We start from the raw sequence: 23,941 nt of genomic DNA, 5'->3' as shown, positions 1-23,941 counted from the left end.
ACCTGCAGTGTCTTCGAATTTTCTCACTAACGTTGCTATAAGTCTTTTATATTCACGAATACACTTAATGATGGAACACAATCCACTACGACCCAAATCTAAATTATAGATTGAACTATAGATTGCTTAAATAATTGCATTAACTTTTCTTTCTCAAGGGCCATAACTTCACCGTTCTAGCAGACTGACAAGTTAAGCTTTCTTTAAAATCGATTAGGCTTTCCAGTATTTCCTTTGAACAATAGACTGAAAATATTGAAAGTATTTTCGTCTAACTTTTTTTAATTCGCTTTGTAAACACCATATCCAGAATGATTGTAACTGCTTTTAAAGCCCGGTTTATAAATTAGAGCCTGCTTAAATATTTTCTTGGCTTTTTGATTATCGCCTTTGAGGAAATAAATATAAGCCATACTATCGAGCACTTGGTGATTTTTCGGGAAGTAAGTATCTAGAGTTTCGATAATATTTATAGCATCGCCCCATTCTCGTTCCTTAGCGAGAGAAATTGCAAGTTCATTCAGGGTACGACCGATAAACTGACGATACCCATCGGATTGATATTGATTTTTAAATTGATCTTTAAACTTGCTCTTACCGAGCTCTTTATATTTTTTAAAAGCATAGACATGAGGTGGCAATCGAGGCTTTTCGTAAATCCCCTCTTCAAGATACTGCATTAGCTTCCCTGTTATTCGCTCAGCAACTAAATAGTCGGAATTCGAAAGAACCGCTATTTGGTATCCGTTTACTAAGTCAATCTCAACCGCCGTACTAACACCTGCTCCTCCTCCAAAAGCTCCGAATTTATTGGATGAGAATTTAAAATACTTTTCATTTATCGAGTTTGATCGATTTAAAATCTTATCGGTAAAAAAAAGCGCACTATAAAAATTTAACACATCACTAATCGTGGCTTCTAATCCACCATCCGGGCCATGATGCTCGGTTTTACCAACAAATTTTTGTTCACCTTCATATGAAAACGTATATCGTTTTGAAAGCTTAGAATGGCCTTCTGGATAGGGATAAAATGATTGCTTTAATTTTAAAGGGCTTAGAATGTTAGTTTTTAAAAGTTCATCAAACGGCTTTCCAGTAACTTTTTCTAGCACAGCCGCTAAAACTACGTAACCATAATTGGAATACCGTCGTTCACTTCCAGGTTCGAACAACAGTTCTGTATCTAATAAAATAGTAAGACGTTTGGCAAGCGTATCATAGGCCAATTGATTCTCTCGGTATTTAGCAACAAATATGTCAGGAAAACCGGACTGGTGAAATAATAAGTGGCCAATTGTAACTTTTTCAGCAATATCTTTACTAAACCCTAAATCGAACTTTATTAATCGGTCGTCGATCTTAAGTCGATTATTTTGAATCTCCAGTAGCACCAAAGCCGCTGTAAAGTGCTTCATAATAGAACCTAAGTTATAGAGAGTGTCGCGTGTATTCTTAACTTTGTTTTCACGGTCTGCAAAGCCCCATGAGCGACTCAAAATAGTCACATCATTCTTTCTTATTTCTATGCTGCCGTTAAACCAGTTCATTGCGGCATAAATATCTCCTAATTTCACAGCTTCATTTTTAAGCGCATCGGGACTTACAGCACTGGCAGAACTCTCACTGCTTTCAGCATAAAAATTCGCTAAAAACAAGAAAACCAATAAGAAATGGAATGGACTATTTTTCACTTTAAGGCCTTTATAAATATAAGCAAAAGAGTCACATTGACTCCCCTTTCAAATGTGCACTTTTCAGAGTGCCTTAAGCCTAGCACTTATAAGGAGATATTCATATATCTATCACTGGGATTATTGAGTTCGAGCATATTTAAATCACATCGAAGGCAAATGTATTGTAATTAAGACATCGCTGCCTGAGTATTTTTTAAAGTTTAAATTGATATCAAAACCGAGGGTCTTTAGGGAAAGGCTTTCCTTTTTTAAAATTATCAACTTCTTGAATCCAATAATCTAGTAAAGACTGACAAAAATACGAGTTATTAAACTTATTCACTAAGTCATTCTTCAAGCTCTCGATATAAGGGTTATCCACTCTACTCTCTTTACACTGCTCTAATTCTAATATCAAACGAATAATAGCTCTAAGTCGATACTCATGCACAGGAAAGTGCTCGTTTGCTTTTATTTCAGAATAGTAATTATCAAAATTAAAATTAACGTGATCCCATAAATATTGGCCAGGAGCGAAAATACAGGGAGCTTTTGATTCAAATATATGCAGAGTATGTTCGAAGCACATTTTATTAAGCTTATTTGGAGGCATACCATCGCAAGCTGGAAAGCGTCCATCACCTTCCCATACGAACTCCTTATAATCAAGATGCGGACATAATACCTTCATTATTAACTCTTCACGTCCACCAAAAATGCAATACTCACTATTAAAATCCTTTGGCTTAATAGTGGTACATACATATGTATAGACATTTCTGAGTTGAATGCCTTTTTCTTTAAGTATTTGCGAATAAAAAAATGCATCAGCCTTTGGCCAATACCACATAAAAAAGAGAAGTTCGATACCATAAAACGGTCTCACAAAAATATCTTTTTTATCAAAAATACCTTTTAAAAAGAATTCTTTATGTATTTTATGCGCTCGCTTCGGTATTGCACCCATCAAATCTAAATTTGCTTTTACCTTTTTCCATTCCTCTTTTCTCTCTGACATCCAATCTTTATCATGAGGATGAAAAAAGTTTTCTCTCTGTTCTTCTATAAAACCCATAATTTAATCGCAGTTTTTTCGCTCGAATTCATCCGGTAGCCAACTAATTACTTCATTTTCTATTTATTTCTAAAACTCTACTGCATTCTCTCGAGCTTTTTCATATTTTTCATGAGCATCCTTTACCACCTCCAGCTGAATCAAGACTTGAGTGTCCCTGAGTTTTCTTCCATAAGTCTAGCATTTATTGAGGATATCCATATATCTATCATTGGGATTATTGAGTTCGAGCATATTCGAACCACCTCGAAAGCGAATGAATTGTAATAAAGTATAATTAAGAAATGGATGTCCGAATATTTTCGTTGAATTTTGAGAAAAATCACTGCGGGATGGGAACCTAATCGAAAAGATATTGGTGCCCCAGTGTTATTTTTTTCTAAACTATATTCAATAGACTTAACTCCTTAATACTTTCTTGAACATCCAAACTTTCTTTTTATTCAATCGTATTAATTAAATATAGGGCAATAACACCAAGCATAACAACTATGGCCAAAAGAAGTATTAGTGTGCTAATTAATCCTCTTTGCCAGCTTTTTAGTGAGTCCCATTGACTAGAGAGCTTATTAAATGGAACTCCGGAAATAAATTGTACAAGCCCTGCTAAGGCGAAAGCTCCAGGCGGGCTAATAATCCATCCTTTCGATGACCAACTTAATTCACCAAAATACGAATTTAAAACTATGACAGCAATAATAGTCAAAAATAGCCAAAGTATCATTTGACCAAGGCCTTTTAACCTCACATTATTCATAGTCCATCTCTAATTGTTGGTGAACCTAAGATTCCAAACATGGGTGTTCCAGTGTTATGTGGATATCTCAATGATTATATTTCATTAAGAAACTAGAGGAAGAGATACATTTTAAACTATATTCAATAGGCTTGCCCCTGTAATATTCTACTTACTTCAAGAAACAATCACGCTAATACTTCTATTTAAGCCAGCGGCATAACCTTAAACTTCAGATTTTGCTGAGCACCAAATAGCCTTAATCTCTTCAGGATAATCAAAGTGCTCGAATGCATATATGAAATTATCTCTTACCTTTACTCTATGTTCATCAATATCTTTTGCCCTTAAAGAAATAAGCGTTTTAAAACAGTCAAGATATACTTTTCCAGATAACTTCAAATCTCTTTTTAAACGATAAGATGGATTTGACATATTATAGAATAAGTATTTCACGGCAAGTTCACTCTCATACAAACTGAGTTTTTTTGCGCACTTTTCTTTATCGCAAATCATCCAGTCCACTATCGGCTGAAAAGGCATTATTTTAAAATGCGCTTTTGCCTGTTCGGTCTTAGATTGATACTCTTTATGAAAATAAAACTTATCTATTGGTTGAAAGAGTACTTCAAAAATGGTTTCTTCCTTACCAAAAAAGTCATATGATGCAAAACTATCGAAACCATCTTCTACTTCTTCATTCCCTCTAATTTGAGCTTGAAGCAATTGACTCATGCCAAAATATATATCTTGAGGACGAGTTAGTTCTGAAGATATATATGACGATGCCAATAAAGATAGCACATTTTTATCACTTGAGGGATGAAGCCATAAGAATGAAAGTATATCTAAGTGCCTATCAGTGTCATTAACGGGCCAACTTTCGTACAAAGCACTCCAGTCGGGTGTTTCTCCTTTTAAGAAATACTTTTTCAATATTCTTGAAGCTTCTATATTTTTAAATGGGTAAATAAACTGTTCAATACTTTTCCACTGCTTTTTGCGAGTGCTTAAGCAATCTTTATTGTCGAGCTCCCAAAAAACCTTATCGACTTGACATATATCTATCATTAACCAGCCTCAGTATTCTCTATTACATTTATTTAATACTTTTGTTCAAGCGCTCTTTCAACTAACTTTTTATTAGCATCTAATTTCTTCGCAAACTCATACTTCTCTGCGCAATCTGTACCGATTAACAATATGAGATCTAGTATTTTGAATAACTGCTCAGCAGACCTTTTGTTAAAAAATTTAGTAGGCTTAAGATGGGGAATAGAGGTTATGAAATAATCAAAACAATCAAGACATCCCGAATAAAAGTCTGTTCCTAATAAATATTTCCTAGCATCAGAAAAAAAAGCACTCAACCACATATCTGAATTTTCATCTAGAATCACCTCTTGCTTCTTTTCATTAACCTTAGAAAATATAGGTGAGTAAGTACTTCCCCAAACTCCACTAATAAAGTTATTGATATGAGCTCTCTTCCAACTAATTCCAGCGAGTACTTTTGCTGCGATATAAGGAAAGCTCTTGGCTACCATTCTTTTCTTTTCAAAATCTAAAAGCTCGGATGAAAACACAGTATATGCATCCACTGGAGTTTCAAATGGAGTAAAAGCGTATGCATATGTGAAACTCAAATATCCATCAACTTCACCTTTCAGAAAGTAGTTTTCTAATAATTTCTTTTCTTTATCTTCTACTTTATCTAAGTTATTTAATTCGATAATGTGCCACTCGATTTGCCTCTTCTCATGCCACTCTGGTTCTTTATTTTCCCAAAATTTTTTTAAGTCAGTACGACTCAGCTTCTTAGTATCACTTTCTAGTATAATCATGGTAACTCACATGCATTTTCAAACCAATCTTCACTCAGCTCCATTTCTGTAGCTGCTTTTCTAAGAGCTTCAACTTCTTCGCACATAAGTGCGTCTACAACCCGGTCTTCCACCCAGAGGAGCCGAAAATTCCAATAACAAAATGCTTAATTAAACTCGAGGTTAAAGTATCTTCTTGATTTAAATAAAACACCTTAGATAAGGATAGTACAAGTAATACAGTGGATAGGATAAATATGAATTTAGCTGAACTGGATAATTCTACATATAGAATTTCCGTGATTATTCATATCGCGTTTTCGTTTACTTTTTAGATTTAAGCTCAGTAGCGATTCAAAGTAAACCAATGAGCGTAAGCTATTGAATTAAAGACACATTCAATAGAACTAACACCGTACTACTTTTAGTCAACTTAATTGCATTGAATGATATTTTTCCAAAGCTGAATTGGTGATACTCCCGCATAGCCGCTCTCTTGAGCGTCATTACACTCAATAACTATCCACCTATTGTCTTGAGTGAGCGCAAGATCGATTGCAACAAAAGGTACTTTAATACTTTCAACCACCTTTCGTGCGACATTTAGCGCCTCTACTTTTTGCTCTGGTGACCAATCATACTCTACAAATTCTGACCAGTAATGGCCCACTCCAACAAGCTCTTGTCTATACCAGAAACTCCGAAACTCAAAGGAAGGTGACACTTTATAAGTCTGCGGTGCTTCAACTGGCTGCAAAGGAACAAACTCACGGCACACTAATTTTTGCCAGTGTAGAATTGGATTGGATTTGTAACGCTTTAGTATTTCTTCACACTCTTGCCGATTATGCGCAACACAGAGTGATTTATCGTGTTTCGCGGTTTGTCGCGTTCCTTTAATAAACACCGGATAATCAAACTCTTCCTCTACTTCTTTAACATTGGGTATTTCTTCATACCACATGCTTTTGGGCGTATATTGTTTTATTAGAGGATACCATTCATGAAGCTGACTAGCCCGGTCGTGTTCCTGAACATTATTAATCAGCTGAAACCCTATATCCAAGAACTCAGAATAAACCGCACTATAATCGTCTGGCGCACCTATGCGGCAAATAAGTTGCTCCCCCTTGGGTAATTCATAAGGCCTTCGACAAGCAAACAAGTTTTCGAATTTAAAATCATAGGCAGGTATACCTATTGCACGATTGGCAATCCATACCTCATCTTCCAGTTTAAAAACATCTAAATTTTTCAACTCCATTAACAAACTACTTTACCTCGAAATATAAAGAAGAATAAGATATCCGTAAACTACAAGTCAAAACCTTGAGTTTTGAGCATAACCACCATGAAAAAGGATGCTCATAGAAAAGGCGTGATTCCCAGTGACTTATTTTCCCTAACACAATATATAGTTAACACGTTAAATTAGGGAATATTTCTTTCATCTTCTTTCTATTTACGCTTGAAAGAGGCGAAATATAAACATCTTCAATCTCCTTGCCCTTACTACCGAAATTCTCGTAATCTAATTCAACCCCAGTATTTTCAATAGATATCTTTTTCACCCCCTGAATACCAAGAAGCTGACTAAAATCAAAAGCACCCTTACAAGATGAAATCCTCAACTCCGTGCACCGAACCTTTCCTATAAAGCTATTGATATTCAATTTATTACAAGTTTCAATTTCGAAAAAATCGAGTTCAAGGTCATTATCAAAAGTTAAACGCTCAATTTTCTTACACAGTCTTATTGATAACTTTGAAAGTTCGAGCTCATCTATCCCATTGAGACACTTTACACTAAAATCACCTATATCAAGTCTTTTTACACCTGTCGACTTAAGAAACCCTAAATCTTCGAAATCACCTTTTAAAACAGTTATAGATTCAGCTCTTAAGTTGCCACCCCCAAGTTGATATTCAATTGAACCCACATTCTTTACCTCTAGAAACTTCAAGTTCAAATCAGATATAGCGGAGCAGTCACAACCATGATCTCTATTAAAGTTTAAAATCAACACTTCTAGTTTCTGAAGTTTCTCAACTCCAGAGAGACTGTCTAAATATGCCTCAAACACCAATACAGTATCGACATTTTTGAAATACTTTAAAAACGTCAAATCTTTTAAGTAATCCACTTCAATTTGTACCGCTTCAACATTTTTCTTATTTTTTGACTTTTCAATGGCTTTATAAAAACGTCCTTCTTCGCCAGCTTTTAACTTCCCAGCTACCACTAACTCTCGTTCGAAATTATACTCACTCTCTAAATCACTAAGATTTATGTATGTTTCATCAAACATAGAAAACTCTTTTATATAAAGTTAAATCTCTATTGGGCTCATGGAGTTCGATTTCTTCTCCAGTTCAGGCTGAGGCAATAAAAGGACAGTACACTAGTATAATTATATGTCAAAACTTTGGTTTTTGGGCATAACCTCCGCGGGAAAGGAACCTAATCGAAAAGCTATTATCGTCTCAGCGCTTTATTTATAAAAGACTGGCAATAAAACTTCCTAAAGTGGCATCGGTGGCCCAGTGTTTTTTTTGCATACACCTTTCTTTTCTGCCTTGCCTCTAAACTATATCCAATAGGCCTGACCCCTTGGCTTTTTCTACCACCTCCACCAATCTGTCCTAACTTCAATAGATTAGCATTATCAGCCTTAAGAACATATAAGTAACTATTCGGGGTATTTTTCATTGGTATTGAGAAAATCCTATAAATGCTATTTAAGATCCTCTATCATGCAATACATTTTTTATTAAAAGTTTCTGTATTTCTTTCCACTCTGAACTTTCTTTCTCTTTCATAAGTCTCATTAACGACTTCTTCAGCTCAATCCGACTACATTTAACTGAGTAGTAATTAAATAACTTATCAAGAACATCCTTGCCATTACATTCAGAAATCCATTTACCACCCCAACTTTTAGACAATTCCTTATCTTTTTCTTTGCATGCTTCTATATACTTTTCTTCCCAGTTTTCCAAGTCCATTTTCACTAAATCAGTTTTAAGACTTTCTAATTTTTTAAATAATATTCCTGCCATATCCTCATATTTTTCATTAAGATCTTCGTTATCAAGTCCAGGACTTGTGGGGCGAAATTGCTCATAAGCTCTTCTACTTGCAATTGGTATTATTTGCTGAAGAGCAAACTTTTTAATCAAATTATCAAACTCCCCTCTGTCAGGTAAACTCTTTTCTTTCTTTTCTCTTCCTAATAGGTCATATAAAAGTTTGCTATTGATTAAGAAATTCTCCAAACAATAACGGTTCCACTGAATAACTTTTACCAACTTACTACTTTTCAAGTTTGTTACATTTCTATCTCTATCAAATATAAAACAGTGAAGCTTATCTAAGCTGCCTGATTTTTCAGCATTTTTTAAGTTTTCAATTTCAGCTTCAACAGACTTTCTTCCACCTAAGTAGCTTATTTGACATCTATCTCCTAGGACAGACCGAAAACCTTCTTCTAAAACTTCTTTATCGTGAGGCCCTTCAACAAATAGTCGTGTTTCATAGAAGAATGATTCGGCTGGAGAAACACCCAATTTCCCAAGCGCATCAAACATCTCATTAAAATCTCCACGGTATATCGGGGTAGCATTATTTGGTGACTTGAGATGGTGTATATCGCATTCAAAACTTTCGTATGCACTATTTAGTATCTCTGCAGAATGAGTACAAATAATTGCTTGTAAATTCTTTGGTTTAATACAATGGTCTATGATAAATCTTAGTAATTTTCGACAAACACCTGGATTGAGATGTAATTCAGGTTCATCAATTAGAATAACTCCGCCATCATGTACTGCTCTTCGTATTAGAAGAAATGTTAATATTAATCCTTTCTCTCCGCTACTCAAGCTGTCGATATCGAATGGCCGCGTGGTTTGACTCTCTTTTATCGAGACTCTAAAGTTACCGATTGGACCTATTTGCAATTTCCCTAGTTCTTTCCCAGGTAATATTTCATCAAAAATTGTTTTAAAGTCTGTCTCGATATCCTCTTCAAGTAATTTTGAGTTAGCAATACTAATTTTAAGTCTTTGGTACTTTAAATTCGGCTCCGCTATGTGAGACTTCATTTGGTTATCAGCATCATTAGCTCCAAGTTGTATCGCTGCTTCGCCCGAAGGCAAAGCTCTATCAGCAGAAAAAAAGCTAAACAGTCCTTTTTGTGGTGGTAAAGATCGCTCAAGAAACCCACATACAATTTGAGCAGCTGCATCGTCCCCTCGAATTTGTCCATCAGGTAATATTTCCATACCTAGTTGTACGACTTCTCTTTCCTTTAGACCTTGAATATAAGTTGCTATGATAGCTTCGCTTTTCGCTAATTGACTCCTACCTTCAGATGAAGATAAGAACTGCGTAAGAGCACCTTGCTCTTGTTGAATTTGGTTACCAATACTTCCACGTAAATAATCTAGTGCAAGAGACTGAATTGACGAGTTTATTTTAGAAATCTCACTTTCTTCTAGTACAACAGCTACGCGAATGATTAAACTTTCTCTCGGATTTCGCGCTATTGCAGAAAAATCAAAATATCCACTGCGCATCATCATTTGGTTAGGATTGGATGCAGCCCCCAATGTATGTAAAACAGACTGCCCTTCTGATGGATATCTACTTAATAATGTCGCTCGAATTAATCTTATAGCATCAAGCACTGTCGACTTACCTATAGCATTAGGTCCAGCTATCAAGCAAACATTGTTGTCAAATTTCAACTCAATATTCTCTAGTCCTTTGAAATTTTTGACATTGCAACTTTTAATTTTCATAAAAACTGGGCCTTTGTATTAATTGAGAGAAATAGTTTTTAGACATGAAAAAGCGGAGTTCTGAACGCTTTAAATCAACTATCACAAGCAGTTAATAATTTAAACCTCTAAAAATACTTCACCAAACTGAACGATAAGAATTGAATATCTTCGTATTGTTCAAACTCAAACTGTAAGGCTTGTCCGCCCTCGCCCATAACCCAGCGACCACCAATACCAAACATTTCAAACTCATCGTTAACGGTTGGAACAAAATCGGACGTTGCATGCATGCCGGCAACGCCGGCTTTAACATAAATGGCGGTGGTTTCAGTGGGTCGATAACGATACCCCGCGGCGACAAAAGATAGGTTGTAACGAATAGTGCCTTGGTTTGCCAACGCAGGATTTAAACTTTGAAACTCGGCCGAACCTAATCGCGCATACGCCACCTCGGCAAACCAATCGCTGGCAAAGTCGAGCCCCAAAGTCATTTTTTGCCCAACAGAACTGTCGTCGGTATTTTCCCAATTGGTATCTTCGGTTAATGGATCGAAATAGGAAGTGCCAACACTAATACCCAAATACCAACATGCATCGTTAGTTTCTTTTCCGGCGATGCAATCATCGCCGGAAGCATTAAGTTTGAATGAAGAAAGACTCGCAACCATTAACGCGAGCAACACTTTGGCGTTGATGTTTTTTCTTAATAAAGCTAACAACAGCAGTAAAGAGAAAATCATAATGCCAGAGTTACCACCCGACGTGGGTTTAACTCGTTTTTCAGGTTGCAAACGATCGTCGATGCCGTCGTTATTAAAGTCGCCATCTTCATCTTTATCTAAAATGCCATCACCATCGGTGTCGGTATCACGGAACGCGAGTAAACCGTCGCCGTCGATGTCGTCGCTGATAAACACTGCGTCGTCCATGCCATCGCCATTGGTATCAACACCTCCGGTTGCATCAACATCGATCGCATCGTCGAGTCCGTCGTTATCGGAATCGACATTTAGTAAAGCAACGTTTAATTGTTCACGCGCATCGCTAATGCCATCGTTATCGCTATCGTTATCGAGGTAATCAGGCACGCCGTCACCATCGGTATCGACAATTGCAAAGGAATCGCTAATACCGTCGCCATTGGCATCGATACCACCGGTGTAATCAACATCGTAACGATCATCAATACCATCGCGATCGACATCTTGATTGAGCGGCGCCGGACGATCGGCTTCGAAACGATCGGATAAACCGTCGTTATCGCTGTCGCGATCGTACGCATCGATTAAACCATCGAGGTCGGCATCGAAAATTCCTTCGACAGAATCGGCAATACCATCGGCGTCATCGTCACCATCGGTTGCGCCGGGCACACCATCGGCGTCGCGATCGGCAATGGTTCCAAACGAATTCGGTTCATCGTCAACGCGATCCACCAAACCATCACCGTCGGCATCGGTTGCATCATCAATTTGTCCATCACCGTCGGCATCGAGCGATGCTGCGCCACCTTCGGAAATATCAAAACTACCGTTGTCATCGCTGTCGAGATCGATATAGTCGGGCAAGCCATCGTTATCGCTCGACAATGGTGTATCGGTAGAGACATCACCGTCGTCTAATACCGCGTTCTCATCAACATCGTCGAATCCGGCTTCGGATAAATCGCTAAAGCCATCGTTGTCGCTGTCGAGATCGAACTGATTGGGCGATTCGTCGTTATCGCTGTTACTTAATTGCGCCGCATCGTCAATGCCATCGAGATTGGCATCGACGCCACCGGTAACATCCACATCGTAGGCATCAATAATTTGATCGCCATCGCTATCCACAAAATCCATTAACGATTCGGCTCTATCGGTAATACCGTCTTGATCGGAATCGTTGTCGCGATAATCTTCAACGCCATCGCCATCGAAATCGGATTCCGTCATAAACAGTAATTGATAAATCGAAACGTTACGGCGTAAAGATAAGCCTCGTTCGTTTTCCATTCGATCGGGAATGGAGTCGTTATCACTGTCACGATCGTGCGTATCGGGCGTACCGTCTTCGTCGTGATCGTACAGCGCCGCGTCATCAATACCGTCGCCGTTGTTATCTTCGCCACCGGTTTGATCCACATCGAAGGCATCGTCAATGCCATCGCCATCGGTATCTTGACCGGAAGCATTCGACTCATCAAAGTCGGAAATACCATCGTTATCGCTGTCGGTATCAAACACATCGGGCGTGCCATCGCCATCGGTGTCGGTATTCGCATCACCATCTAACACATCAGGAATACCATCGCCGTCTTCATCAAGACTGGAATCTAGATAGTCAGCAATGCCATCGCCATCGGAATCGGTAGTGCCCTCTTCGCTGTCGGGAATACCATCGTTATCACTGTCTTCATCGAGATAATCGGGAATTCCATCACCATCGGTATCGCCAGTGCCTTCTTCAAGATCGGGAATGCCGTCGTTATCGGAATCGAGATCGTTAATGACACCCGTTGGATCACTGGTAACGGTTTCGTCAGTGCCATCGCCATCGGTGTAACTCACAATAATGCGAATGGTTTCTCCCACGTCGTCGGCGACTAAAGTGTAACTGGTGCTGGTTGCGCCAGAAATGTCGGCACCGGAACGTTGCCATTGATAAGCGAATGTTCCGAGTCCGTCTTCGTCAGCAATGGTTGAGGTATCGACCGTTAAAGTTTCATCGCGTAATTCGGTTCCACTAATGATCGCATTACCGGTGGGCAAATCATTCACTGGATTCACCGTTATTGTAAAACTTTGATCAACATTAACCGTGCCGTCATTAACGCGTAACGTCACATTGTGATCACCCACATCTGCATCCAGTGGTGTTCCGGTTAACGCTCCCGTACTGGTATTAAAGCTTAACCAGGTGGGTAACGTTGGCGCACTTAAGGTTAAGGCATCGCCCACATCCACATCGTTCACGGTAAAGGTGTAACTGTAAGCCGAATCTTCATCCACGCTTGTCACCGCTGTTGAGGTTACGACCGGATCATCATTTACATTACTCACGGTAATGGTAAAGCTTTCATCAACATCAACGGTGCCATCGTTCACGCGTAACGTGACATTGTGATTACCGACTTCATCATTGGTTGGCGTGCCGGTTAACGCACCCGTTCCAGAATCAAAACTTAACCAAGTCGGTAACGTTGGTGCACTTAAGGTTAAGGTATCGCCAACATCAACATCGGTTGCCGTGAAAGTGTAACTGTAAGCCGCGTCTTCATTGACCGACGTTACTGCGGTACTGGTTATTGTTGGCGAATCGTTGGTGTTGCTCACCGTAATGGTAAAGCTTTCATCAACATCGACGGTGCCATCATTAACACGCAATACAACATTGTGATCACCCACTTCATCATTGGTCGGTGTTCCCGTTAACTCACCCGTTCCTGTATCGAAACTTAACCAGGTGGGTAACGTTGGTGCACTGTAAGTTAGCGTATCGCCGACATCATCATCAGTCGCAGTAAAGGTATAACTGTAAGCGGCATCTTCATTGGCTGTCGTAACCGCAGTTGAAGTAATGACCGGATCGTCATTCACGTTGCTCACAGTAATGGTAAAGCTTTCATCGACATCAACGGTGCCATCGTTCACCCGTAACGTCACATTATGATCACCCACTTCATCATTGGTTGGCGTGCCGGTTAACGCACCCGTTCCCGCATCGAAACTTAACCAAGTCGGTAAGGTTGGCGCACTGTAAGTTAGCGTATCGCCAACATCGTCATCGGTAGCGGCAAAGGTGTAACTGTAAGCCGTGTCTTCCGTTGCCGCCGTCACCGCAGTACTGGTGATGGTTGGAGAATCGTTGGTGTTACTTACGGTGATGGTAAAGCTTTGATCGACATCGACGGTGCCATCGTTCACCCGTAACGTCACATTGTGATCGCCCACTTCAGCGTTAGTCGGTGTTCCGGTTAATGCACCGGTTCCGGTATTAAAACTCAACCAGCTCGGTAACGTCGGAGCGCTTAAGGTTAAGGTATCGCCAACATCAACATCCGATGCCGTAAAGGTATAACTGTAAGCCGTATCTTCTGTTGCAGCGGTCACCGCAGTGGAAGTCACAACGGGATCATCATTGGTATTACCGACGGTAATCGTGAAACTTTCATCGACATCGACGGTGCCATCGTTCACACGCAGCGTGACATTATGATCGCCCACTTCATCGTTCGTTGGCGTTCCGGTTAATGCGCCGGTTCCGGTATTAAAACTTAACCAGGTCGGTAAGGTGGGTGCGCTTAACGTTAAGGTATCGCCCACATCAACATCCGACGCGGTAAAGGTGTAACTGTATGCCGCGTCTTCTGTTGCCGATGTTACTGCAGTACTGGTAATGGTTGGAGAATCGTTGGTGTTACTGACAGTTATTGTGAAGCTTTGATCGACATCGACGGTGCCATCGTTCACCCGTAACGTCACACTGTGATCGCCCACTTCATCGTTCGTTGGCGTTCCGGTTAACGCCCCCGTTCCGGTATTAAAACTTAACCAGGTGGGTAACGTGGGTGCACTTAACGTTAAGGTATCGCCGACATCAACATCACTTGCCGAGAAAGTGTAACTGTAAGCCGCATCTTCCGTTGCGGCCGTCACCGCTGTGCTATCAATGGTTGGTGAATCGTTGGTGTTACTGACAGTTATTGTGAAACTTTGATCCACATCGACAGTGCCATCGTTCACCCGCAGCGTGACATTATGATTACCCACTTCGGCATTGGTTGGCGTTCCCGTTAACGTGCCAGTGCCCGTATTAAAACTCAACCAGGCCGGCAACGTCGGTGCACTGTAAGTTAAGGTATCGCCAACATCCGTATCGGTTGCCACAAAGGTGTAGCTGTAAGAAGCATCCTCATCCACCGAAGTAACGGCCGTGCTGGTAATGGTGGGCGCATCGTTGACGAAAGATGTTAACTGACTGCTGTTTACCGTGGATAGTCCACCGGAGCTGGCTTGCAAGTTGAAGGTTTCGTCGGTACCGCCACTGTTGGTATAAGTGATTTGCATACTGGTAAAGGTTGAAACACCGGAGCTGGGTGTTATCGATACCGTTGCGCCATTTCCATCGGTATCGCCTGTCGCTGTCATAGTTGCCGTGCCCGCACCATTCACTTCGGCCAACGTAATGTCGGTACTGTAACCCGTATCAACAACACCATTACCATCTTGTGCAGAAACAACCGGCACGGTCGTAAAACTGGTGGCAATGCCGTTACTAACCGACAGCGGATCCGGTTGCGTATCAAAAACCAATTGCGTGGCGACCACATCGGACGTGACTGAACTGGAATCAACCGTTGGTAAGTTTGATCCCACACCATCTTGATCATTCGCTGTTAAGGTAAAGCTTTGTTGATCGGCCGTTGCGGTGTAAGCAAGTCCACTAAAAGTGGCCACACCGGAAGTCGCCGATGCGGTATTGTTTGTTAAACTTCCTGCGCTTGCTTCGGTGACGGTTACCGTTTCAGAAAAATCGGTATCGGTATTACCAAACGCATCTTGTGCAGTCACTACCGGTTGTGTTGAGAGTGCACTGCCCGACGTCGAACCCGAAGGTTGCGTGGTAAAGGCTAATGCCGTTGCCGTCACAGAAACGGTTGAGCCGGTACTGTTAGTCACGGCACTCGTTGTTCCCATTCGAGATCCACTACTGCTCACATCAACATCGGTGTCACCATCAACGCTCAGAATTAACGTTTGATCTTCCGTTAAACTGGTATTGTCGTTGTAATAGGCATTCACGACATAAGTTTCGGTTGCACCATCAGCAACAGAAATCGACAAGCCGGTAAAGGTAATCACATTAGCGGCGTAACTTCCTGACACATTGGACGCATCAGGACCATTTAAGCGATACGTTAATTGACTTGGATCGACGGTGCCCGACGTATTCAAACGAATTTCAGTCACCTCCGTTGTTTTACCATCGGAGGTTCCACCATCAGTAATATCAAAATCAAAAATGTTGACGGCTTCGCCAGTGGTATCAACCGTCGTATCAATGGCGATGGGTTCAGTAACACTTGAACCGGCAGTAACATCGGCGTCACTATCAAAAGACACGCCCGTTAACTGACTGCTGTTGACTGTTGATAAACCACCGGAGCTGGCTTGCAAGTTAAAGGTTTCGTCAGCACCACCACTAGCAGTGTAAGTAATTTGCATGCTGGTAAAGGTTGAAACACCCGAGCTTGGCGTAATGGAAACGGTTGCACCATTACCATCGGTATCGCCTGTTGCCGTCATGGTGGCAGTACCGGCACCATTCACTTCCGCCAACGTAATGTCGGTACTGTAACCGGTATCGACGACACCATTAGCATCTTGTGCAGAAACAACCGGCACGGTTGTAAAACTTGTTGCGACTCCACTATCAACGGACAAAGGATCCGGTTGTGTATCAAAAACCAATTGAGTCGCGACAACATCGGAAGTCACTGAGTTTGCATCGACGGTGGGTAAATCACTACCGACGCCATCTTGATCGTTGGCCGTTAAGGTAAAGCTTTGTTGATCGGCCGTTGCGGTATAAGTGAGTCCACTAAAAGTCGCGACACCGGAAGAAGCCGTTGCCGTGTTACTTGTTAAGGTTCCTGCGCTCGCTTCAGTAACGGTGATTGTTTCCGTAAAGTCAGTATCGGTATTACCAAAGGCATCGCGTGCAGTAACAACGGGTTGTGTTGATAAGGCACTGCCTGAAGTAGAACCCGAAGGTTGTGTGGTAAACGCTAACGCTGTTGCTGTAACCGCAACGGTTGATCCTGTGCTATTGGTGACTGCGGTGGTACTGCCCATTTGTGTTCCGCCGCCACTCACATCAAAATCGGTATCACCATCGACACTTAAAATAACGGTTTGATCTTCGGTCAGTCCGGTATTGTCGTTGTAGTAAGCGTTAATGGTGTAAGTTTCGCTGCCGCCGTCGGCAATGGAAATACTTAAACCGGTAAAGGTCACCACATTGGCTGCGTAAGTTCCTGTGACGTTGGATGCATCGTTACCATTTAATCGATACGTCAGTTTACTCGCATCAGCGGTACCCGAGGTATTAACGCGAATTTCGGTAATTGCAGTTGCTCTTCCATCCGCAGTTCCACCATCGCTAATGGTAAAATCAAAAATATCGACAGCTTCTCCAACGGAGTCAACCGTGGTATCGATGACGATAGGTTCAGTAACGCCAGAGCCCGCCGTTACATCCGCATCGGCGTCGTAAACTACGCCCGTTAACTGACTGCTGTTCACCGTGGATAAGCCACCGGAGCTTGCTTGCAAATTAAAGGTTTCATCGGAACCACCGCTAGCGGTGTAAGTGATTTGCATACTGGTAAAGGTTGAAACACCCGAACTCGGCGTAATGGAAACCGTCGCACCACTGCCGTCGGTATCGCCCGTTGCCGTCATGGTGGCAGTACCGGCACCATTCACTTCGGCCAACGATATGTCGGTACTGTATCCCGTGTCGACAACGCCATTGCCATCTTGGGCAGAAACAACCGGCACCGTAGTAAAGTTGGTGGCAACACCACTGTCTACCGATAAAGGATCGGGTTGCGTATCAAAAACTAATTGAGTCGCGACAACATCGGACGTTACCGAATTCGCATCGACGGTGGGTAAATCGGATCCAACACCATCTTGATCATTCGCCGTTAAGGTAAAACTTTGTTGATCGGCTGTTGCGGTATAAGTTAATCCACTAAAGGTTGCGACGCCCGATGATGCCGAAGCGGTGTTGTTTGTTAAACTTCCCAAACTTGCTTCGGTCACGGTGACAGTTTCTGTAAAATCCACATCGGTGTTACCAAAGGCATCTTGTGCAGTGACGACCGGTTGTGTTGATAACGCACTGCCCGAAGTGGAACTTGCAGGTTGCGTGGTAAAGACTAATGCACTCGCAGTAACATCTAATGTTCCACCACTGCCATTAGTAACGGCGGATGTTGCTGCCATTTGAGTGCCGCTACCACCGACCGTTAAATCCGTATCGCCGTCGACACTTAAAATAAACGTGGCGTCTTCAGTAACGCTGGTATTATCGTTGTAAAAAGCATTAACGGTATAAGTTTCACTACCGCCGTCGGCAATGGAAATACTTAAACCGGAGAAAGTAATGGTATCGGAACCCGCATTATACGTTCCAGTAACATTCGCTGCATCATTTCCATTGAGTCGCCAGGTGATGTTGCCGCGTTCCGTATCGGTCGTTGTACCACTGACATTCACCACTACCTGGGACACGGTCATGGCGAGTCCATCAGTTGATCCGCCATCGGATAACGTAAAGTCAAACACATCGACCGCTTCGCCCACCGTATCGACGGTGGTGTCCAGGTTGACGGGTTCAGTCACTGTGCCACTGGCGGTTAACGAGCCGTCTTCATCGGGCGTATCATCAACGGAAATCGTTCGCGTATCATTCGCACTACCGGCATTGGTGTCGGTTGCGGTAAAGGTGACAGTTCGATTACCTGTGCCCGGCGTACTGGAAGTATTGTTGTAATGAATGGCTTGTAAAGTTTGTTGCACTAGGGCATTCGTTGCATTGGCATTAAAGGTAATAGTGAGTGCGGTACCGCTCGTTACTGTTCCTTCACTCGCGCTTAATGTTCCTATTGTCGTTCCACCATTTAATAAATTGGTTCCCGATGTATTAATCGTTCCAACCACATTATCAGGAATGGATAATTGATCCGCCGCTTCGTTATTTGCAGTAATTTGTGCCACTAAGGTTCCACCATTCCAATCGGCATCGCCATCGGCGTCGGATATAGAGGCTGCGCTATCAACTTGAGTAACACCATCACCTTCGGTAAAAGCGAGTGTGGAATTGTCGATGCTGATTGTTGGATCGGTGTTGACGTTAAAAGACATTTCCAAATCATCGACATCAAAGTGCGCAGAGATGTTAGGCGTGATATAAAGCTTTGAAATTCCATCAAACCCAGTAAGATCAACCGTTTCTGAAGCGTAGATTCCTAAGCTTGCCGTCGTAACTGAATCTCCACCAACATCGGATGTAATGGTAAAAGACCGAGAACCAGCAGCCGTAATATTTCGGACAACAATTGATGTTGCATCGAAAGTCTCACCACCTGAAAATGACAAAGTTAACTGAGACTCGTAAATGGCAGGAGCTGCGCCAGCCATTAATGTATCATAAGCATCCTGAATTACAGTACCGACATCTGCGCCATCGCCAACTAATATATAACCACTGTCTGTATATTCTGCATTATAAGAAGTGTCTCCCCCATAGTTTCCATTGTCAGAGTTCACTGTAAATGAAATGGTGCCAGGAATCGGCAATATCGACGTAAAATCCTTCAAAGCTATATCGCTAAAAGGTTTATCGGTCTCTACATTTCCTTTAACAACTTCTAATTCCCAGTCACCATCTTGTTTACTCGATCCTGTTTTATTATTTGAAGCAGCCACATCAACATTCGCTTCATTAGCAATGAGTTCTAAAAGCGCATGTCCTGATGAGTTAGCCGCAAGGTCACATCCATAAATTAACACATCGGCTTTATCTTTTAACGCATTATCAATTGACGCCAAAGCTCGAATATGATGTTTTAAATCCTTCTCGGTTACTGATTGTTTGCCCAGTTGAATCACACCTTGTTTTGCATGAGAAACCAAATGCAATGCATCTAAATTTTGATAGCTTGAAAGCACATTAGACAATTGGTTCAAACTATTTTCAGAAAACTCAATTTCAACAATATCAACACCCGGTCGATTCATTTGGTAAAAAACATGTTTATCTTCAACTGAAGCATCTAAAATAACTAACTCTTTAGCTGACTGTAATGTTTTAACTTCAATATCTTTTGTTTGATTTAAGTCGGCACTAGTTGGCGCATCAGGTTGACTTTTATTTTTTATTAAAACAATATTATTCGAGTTTGAATTCGCTTTCTCATTGAAAGGAGAACTAATATCTCTTTGACTTTTCGAACTATGATGTAAAGGTAGAACTGAACGTAAACGGCGATGAGGACGATCATTAAAGCGTTCGCCATTACTTACGCGATAAGTTGATAAGGATGAAGAACGACCATAATAGGATCCTCCACCAGGTGCTGACGACAGTCCCATACTCACACCTAAACTGAGCGGCAACATGGCCGTTGCAAACTGTTGAACTTTATCTTTGTTCATAACATCAATCCTGAATAATTACTTCTACCAAGAATCTAAAAAACGTTTAGGATTCTTTCGGTGCAATAATACTGGCGTTAGTTCCCGCATTATCTAACCAAAATGTCATATCGTTGTATTTCGCAAACAAGTCGGGAGGTAGAATGGTTCTACGCGGCTTAAACTCCACCTTTCTTTGCACAGTGTGCAAATCTTTAACTCCTAACTTTTTATCAAAGTCTTCTTCTTGGTAATCCACATTGCCAAAATCGTGCTGCACAGGAGACTCATCAATAAACTCATACAGTAACCGCATAGTTTTTTCCGGATGCTGAGTTAATAAATCGTAATCAATTAGTAATAGTCGATGAGAATGCTCACCATAGTAAGCTTCTTTTAACGCCGTCCAAGCACTACCCACCACACTGCCAGCATTAATTAATGCTTCACAACGAGAGTAAACGGTTTGGCGCGATTGCGGGTTGTACATTCGACTGTAGTCGAATGGATTTTTTCGATAAATTCTTTCAAAGCTGTCCATAATCCATGCTGGATTTCTCACGCAGCAAATGACTTTAAAGTTATCGAACAATTCAGTGAGTTGATGCAGTCGCGCATTCCAAATTCGGTTGGTGTCAAAAATAACGGAGTAATCTGTTTTATCGTAATAATAAGATTCGAATAACGAGCGACACACATGTTTACGTTTTTCATCATCGAAAAAAGTAAAGAACTCACTACCGGCTCCCATTTGTTCCAAACACCCATTCATCAGTGATGCGACTGGGCTGGACATGGCAGCATGAAAGGAATCGTTTTGTCGAAGTAGCCCTGACAACAAGGTTGATCCGGACCTGGGTAGTCCGGAAATAAAATGAAACTTTCTATTCATATTAGTGATATTTTTTTCATCCTATTACCGGGGCCTTAGCCCCGGTATTAAAATAACCTTCGAAATAATGACATTAACTGCGAGATGGATATAATCCTTGCAACGCAATACAAAAGTTAACGCCTAAATAAGGTTGACGATTTTCGTGTGGCAAGTTTTGCCCACTGTTCGCTAAACTTTCAGGGGCCAATTGCGCATTAATGGCAACTTGATCGGAGGTAAAAGAAATAACTTCAGCAGCTGACTCGGCATCTTGTCCCATAAAGTGAGCCTCACTCGGTTGACCCGAATTACCGGCTTCTGCAACTCCGGTCAAAACATGGTCGTGTTGCGGTATTTGCGACTCGGTTAATGTCACTTCTTTCTCACCACCGATTTCTCCCAAGCGCCTTGAAGTTAAGCCAGGACCATCACCAGGATTCATAGGAGTTCGATCCGATAAATTGGGCAATCCCATGGTTGATCGTCCATCACCACCATAAATAGTACCGATCAGAGAAAATAGCGCTGTATTCTCTGAAATGGGAAGTAGTTGACCATTACAAAAGGCCCACGACCGTGGAGCAAAATTACATGCCCACATACGAATTTCTGCGATAAAGGGTTCAGACATGTTTCACTCCTTATGAACGTGATGGAAAGGTACCAAAGAGACAAATAATAAAATTGACGCATAAGAAAGGCATCATGTTGTCGTGGCTTTGGCTGCCTCCTGTATAGCTTATTGTTTGACTATTTAACTGTTGAAAGTTTGACGGATCAGACGGTGTTCCCGCATAAGGTTGATCACCATCGGACTGCGACGCTAATACATCGTTAGCAGGATTGCTCGAATCGGCATCGTCGGTACTGGCGACAAATGCATGATTGTGGCTGGGCATTTCACTGATAGTTAGTGTTTCTCTTTCCAAGCCAAATCGATCGCCAATCCGGCGAAACGTTAAGCCAGGTCCTAATCCTTGATGTATTGGTATACGCCCACGAAAGTCAGGTAAACCAAATGAGGTGCGACCATCGCCTCCATAAGTTGTTCCCAACAGTGCAAACAATGCATTGTTTTGTGATATTGCCATAATTTGTCCGCTGCAATTCGCCCAAGACTGCGGCGTAAAGGTGCCTGCGAACATTCGAATTTCACCGATATAAGGATCGCTCATTGTGTCAGTCCTTTTGAATTAATTGCGTGATGGAAACAAGCCAGTAACGGCGATGCAAAAATTAACAACCAATGACGGTTGCATATTGTAATGCGGCGTACTACCACCATTATTAGAAACGCTTTGTGAGTTCAGTGGGACTAAATTTTTTGCAGGACCGTACATATCTTTAGGACCTTGACGAGCTGGACGGCCAACATTCTGATAACCGGCAGCCAGTACACGACTGGTAAAATCATTAACGTTGGCATTCTCGGTCGTGCCTCGTAGTGCATGATTATGAGCAGGCATTTCCCCAACATTTAGAGTAACGCTTTCTACACCCGATTTTTCTCCTATACGAATTTCACCACCCTCAGAATGCACTGGCGAACGGCCTCGCATATCAGGTAAGCCAAAAGTCGTTCGCCCATCACCACCAAAGCTTGTTCCGATTAATGAAAACAAAGCCTGGTTTTGATTAATATCCATAACTTGTCCATCACAGGTTTGCCAGCCGCGTGGCGGCCAACTAAAACCCCACATTCTTATTTCGCTTAAAAATGGTTCCGACATATTAGTTTCCTCTTTACAATTTACGTGAGCCGCCTCACAATCAAATTTTTAACCTTCACACTCTGTTTCTTATGACTGATAAAAAATGGATCCAAAAACTCTCTTTGCGTAAGTTCTCATCGGATGATATTCCCTTTATGCGCGATCTGTATGGCTCGACGCGAGAAAGTGAGCTGGCGATGACTAACTTTACTTTGGAAGAAAAAAAGCAATTCATCGACCAACAGTTTCATGCTCAGTTGACGCATTACACTCAACATTACAATAGTGATGCATTTTTTATCATTGAGCTGGAACAACAACCGATCGGTCGACTGTTTATTGATTACTGGGATAATGAAATTCGAATTGTTGATATTGCTTTGATGCCTGATTACCGAAATATGGGTTTGGGCACGCATTATTTTCAGCAGTTGTTCGATGAAGCGCGGCAAACCAATCGCTCGGTGACCATTCATGTTGAACACAACAACCCGGCAAAAAAACTGTATGAACGCCTGGGTTTTGATTTGAAAACCAAAACAAATGATATTTATTTGTTGATGGAGTGGCGTCCGTAACATCTTTATCAGCCTTAAGATGCGGCAACGTGATGTTTGTCTCGCCGCTCGCGAGTGACCACCGTTTCATATTCGGTTTCAGAATTCGGAGAGAGAAAAAGTTGTTGCTCACCGAAAGAAGGATGTTTTAATGTGTAGGTGCCTTGAGGAATAAAAAACTCATTTTGACCTTGGTAGATAGCCGAAAAGGCTTCCCAGTCTGGCCCATCAATCTTTCCTTTATTCACCTCTGAAAGAGTTATTGAAACTTCATTTCCCTGTTTATCTTCAATCGTAACTTGCTCTCCGACAATGCCACGTAGTGTTTCATAACTATAGTTTTCCATTGTATTGAATTCTCCAGCGCGATTAATTCGCTTTTAATACGTTATTGTTCAATAGAACAATCCCTAAAAATTAAAGTGATATTTTCCTTTACAAAAGCTAGTCACAAAAAACGCCAATAGCAAGAAATTGAACGACCACAACAATAGGAAAGATTGGGAATAACTCATT

General features: G+C 41.4%; 15 protein-coding genes. 1 reads left to right on the top strand and 14 read right to left on the bottom strand.

What is annotated here, in order from left to right; all coding sequences use genetic code 11:
- Positions 1–281 precede the first annotated feature (281 nt).
- The 13 genes from FAX86_RS17170 to FAX86_RS17110 form a co-directional block, all read right to left on the bottom strand.
- Entirely contained in the window at positions 282–1,694 is a 1,413-nt protein-coding gene (locus FAX86_RS17170; RefSeq protein ID WP_144394711.1) for a serine hydrolase domain-containing protein, read from the bottom strand.
- Between the two features lie 214 nt (positions 1,695–1,908).
- A complete protein-coding gene (locus FAX86_RS17165) occupies positions 1,909–2,751 on the bottom strand; it encodes a hypothetical protein (protein ID WP_144394710.1) in 843 nt (280 codons plus the stop codon).
- Between the two features lie 439 nt (positions 2,752–3,190).
- Positions 3,191–3,508 carry a hypothetical protein gene (locus FAX86_RS17160; protein WP_144394709.1) on the bottom strand — a complete coding sequence of 106 codons (318 nt, stop codon included), beginning with the start codon at positions 3,506–3,508 and terminating at the stop codon, positions 3,191–3,193.
- Positions 3,509–3,712: 204 nt separating this feature from the next.
- Positions 3,713–4,558 carry a hypothetical protein gene (locus FAX86_RS17155; RefSeq protein WP_144394708.1) on the bottom strand — a complete coding sequence of 282 codons (846 nt, stop codon included), beginning with the start codon at positions 4,556–4,558 and terminating at the stop codon, positions 3,713–3,715.
- Positions 4,559–4,590: 32 nt separating this feature from the next.
- On the bottom strand, positions 4,591–5,331 hold the full coding sequence (locus FAX86_RS17150; protein WP_144394707.1) for a hypothetical protein: 741 nt from the start codon (positions 5,329–5,331) through the stop codon (positions 4,591–4,593).
- Between the two features lie 412 nt (positions 5,332–5,743).
- Entirely contained in the window at positions 5,744–6,574 is an 831-nt protein-coding gene (locus FAX86_RS17145) for an ATP-grasp domain-containing protein (RefSeq protein ID WP_144394706.1), read from the bottom strand.
- Between the two features lie 154 nt (positions 6,575–6,728).
- Entirely contained in the window at positions 6,729–7,619 is an 891-nt protein-coding gene (locus FAX86_RS17140) for a hypothetical protein (RefSeq protein ID WP_144394705.1), read from the bottom strand.
- Positions 7,620–8,049: 430 nt separating this feature from the next.
- Entirely contained in the window at positions 8,050–10,113 is a 2,064-nt protein-coding gene (locus tag FAX86_RS17135) for an ATP-dependent nuclease (protein WP_144394704.1), read from the bottom strand.
- Between the two features lie 107 nt (positions 10,114–10,220).
- Positions 10,221–20,303 carry a putative Ig domain-containing protein gene (locus FAX86_RS17130; RefSeq protein ID WP_144394703.1) on the bottom strand — a complete coding sequence of 3,361 codons (10,083 nt, stop codon included), beginning with the start codon at positions 20,301–20,303 and terminating at the stop codon, positions 10,221–10,223.
- A gap of 46 nt (positions 20,304–20,349) precedes the next feature.
- Positions 20,350–21,174 (bottom strand): sulfotransferase, encoded by an 825-nt coding sequence (locus tag FAX86_RS17125; RefSeq protein ID WP_144394702.1) that lies wholly within the window; start codon positions 21,172–21,174, stop codon positions 20,350–20,352.
- Positions 21,175–21,247: 73 nt separating this feature from the next.
- Entirely contained in the window at positions 21,248–21,787 is a 540-nt protein-coding gene (locus FAX86_RS17120) for a phage tail protein (protein WP_144394701.1), read from the bottom strand.
- Between the two features lie 10 nt (positions 21,788–21,797).
- The gene (locus tag FAX86_RS17115) at positions 21,798–22,331 is read right to left on the bottom strand and encodes a phage tail protein (protein ID WP_144394700.1); all 534 of its coding nucleotides are present in this window, start codon (positions 22,329–22,331) and stop codon (positions 21,798–21,800) included.
- A gap of 18 nt (positions 22,332–22,349) precedes the next feature.
- Positions 22,350–22,886 carry a phage tail protein gene (locus FAX86_RS17110; RefSeq protein ID WP_144394699.1) on the bottom strand — a complete coding sequence of 179 codons (537 nt, stop codon included), beginning with the start codon at positions 22,884–22,886 and terminating at the stop codon, positions 22,350–22,352.
- 71 nt (positions 22,887–22,957) lie between these two features.
- On the opposite strand from FAX86_RS17110, the gene FAX86_RS17105 reads away from it, so the two are divergent.
- Positions 22,958–23,446: a GNAT family N-acetyltransferase gene (locus FAX86_RS17105; RefSeq protein WP_144394698.1), complete on the top strand. Its 489-nt coding sequence runs from the start codon at positions 22,958–22,960 to the stop codon at positions 23,444–23,446.
- Between the two features lie 14 nt (positions 23,447–23,460).
- On the opposite strand, the gene FAX86_RS17100 is transcribed toward FAX86_RS17105, so the two are convergent.
- A complete protein-coding gene (locus FAX86_RS17100; protein ID WP_144394697.1) occupies positions 23,461–23,772 on the bottom strand; it encodes a DUF6916 family protein in 312 nt (103 codons plus the stop codon).
- Between the last annotated feature and the right edge of the window lie 169 nt (positions 23,773–23,941).

The organism is Pleionea sediminis, assembly GCF_007570825.1.
GTDB lineage: Bacteria > Pseudomonadota > Gammaproteobacteria > Enterobacterales > Kangiellaceae > Pleionea > Pleionea sediminis.
The sequence above is the reverse complement of the archived record's forward strand: the minus strand, read 5'-3'. Positions and strand labels throughout refer to the sequence as shown.

What these genes read in the sequence shown, in the direction of transcription:
- FAX86_RS17165 (WP_144394710.1), bottom strand. Translation starts at nt 2,751, where the DNA reads ATGGGTTTTATAGAAGAACAGAGAGAAAACTTTTTTCATCCTCATGAT.
- FAX86_RS17160 (WP_144394709.1), bottom strand. Translation starts at nt 3,508, where the DNA reads ATGAATAATGTGAGGTTAAAAGGCCTTGGTCAAATGATACTTTGGCTA.
- FAX86_RS17155 (WP_144394708.1), bottom strand. Translation starts at nt 4,558, where the DNA reads ATGATAGATATATGTCAAGTCGATAAGGTTTTTTGGGAGCTCGACAAT.
- FAX86_RS17150 (WP_144394707.1), bottom strand. Translation starts at nt 5,331, where the DNA reads ATGATTATACTAGAAAGTGATACTAAGAAGCTGAGTCGTACTGACTTA.
- FAX86_RS17145 (WP_144394706.1), bottom strand. Translation starts at nt 6,574, where the DNA reads ATGGAGTTGAAAAATTTAGATGTTTTTAAACTGGAAGATGAGGTATGG.
- FAX86_RS17140 (WP_144394705.1), bottom strand. Translation starts at nt 7,619, where the DNA reads ATGTTTGATGAAACATACATAAATCTTAGTGATTTAGAGAGTGAGTAT.
- FAX86_RS17135 (WP_144394704.1), bottom strand. Translation starts at nt 10,113, where the DNA reads ATGAAAATTAAAAGTTGCAATGTCAAAAATTTCAAAGGACTAGAGAAT.
- FAX86_RS17130 (WP_144394703.1), bottom strand. Translation starts at nt 20,303, where the DNA reads ATGAACAAAGATAAAGTTCAACAGTTTGCAACGGCCATGTTGCCGCTC.
- FAX86_RS17125 (WP_144394702.1), bottom strand. Translation starts at nt 21,174, where the DNA reads ATGAATAGAAAGTTTCATTTTATTTCCGGACTACCCAGGTCCGGATCA.
- FAX86_RS17120 (WP_144394701.1), bottom strand. Translation starts at nt 21,787, where the DNA reads ATGTCTGAACCCTTTATCGCAGAAATTCGTATGTGGGCATGTAATTTT.
- FAX86_RS17115 (WP_144394700.1), bottom strand. Translation starts at nt 22,331, where the DNA reads ATGAGCGATCCTTATATCGGTGAAATTCGAATGTTCGCAGGCACCTTT.
- FAX86_RS17110 (WP_144394699.1), bottom strand. Translation starts at nt 22,886, where the DNA reads ATGTCGGAACCATTTTTAAGCGAAATAAGAATGTGGGGTTTTAGTTGG.
- FAX86_RS17105 (WP_144394698.1), top strand. Translation starts at nt 22,958, where the DNA reads ATGACTGATAAAAAATGGATCCAAAAACTCTCTTTGCGTAAGTTCTCA.
- FAX86_RS17100 (WP_144394697.1), bottom strand. Translation starts at nt 23,772, where the DNA reads ATGGAAAACTATAGTTATGAAACACTACGTGGCATTGTCGGAGAGCAA.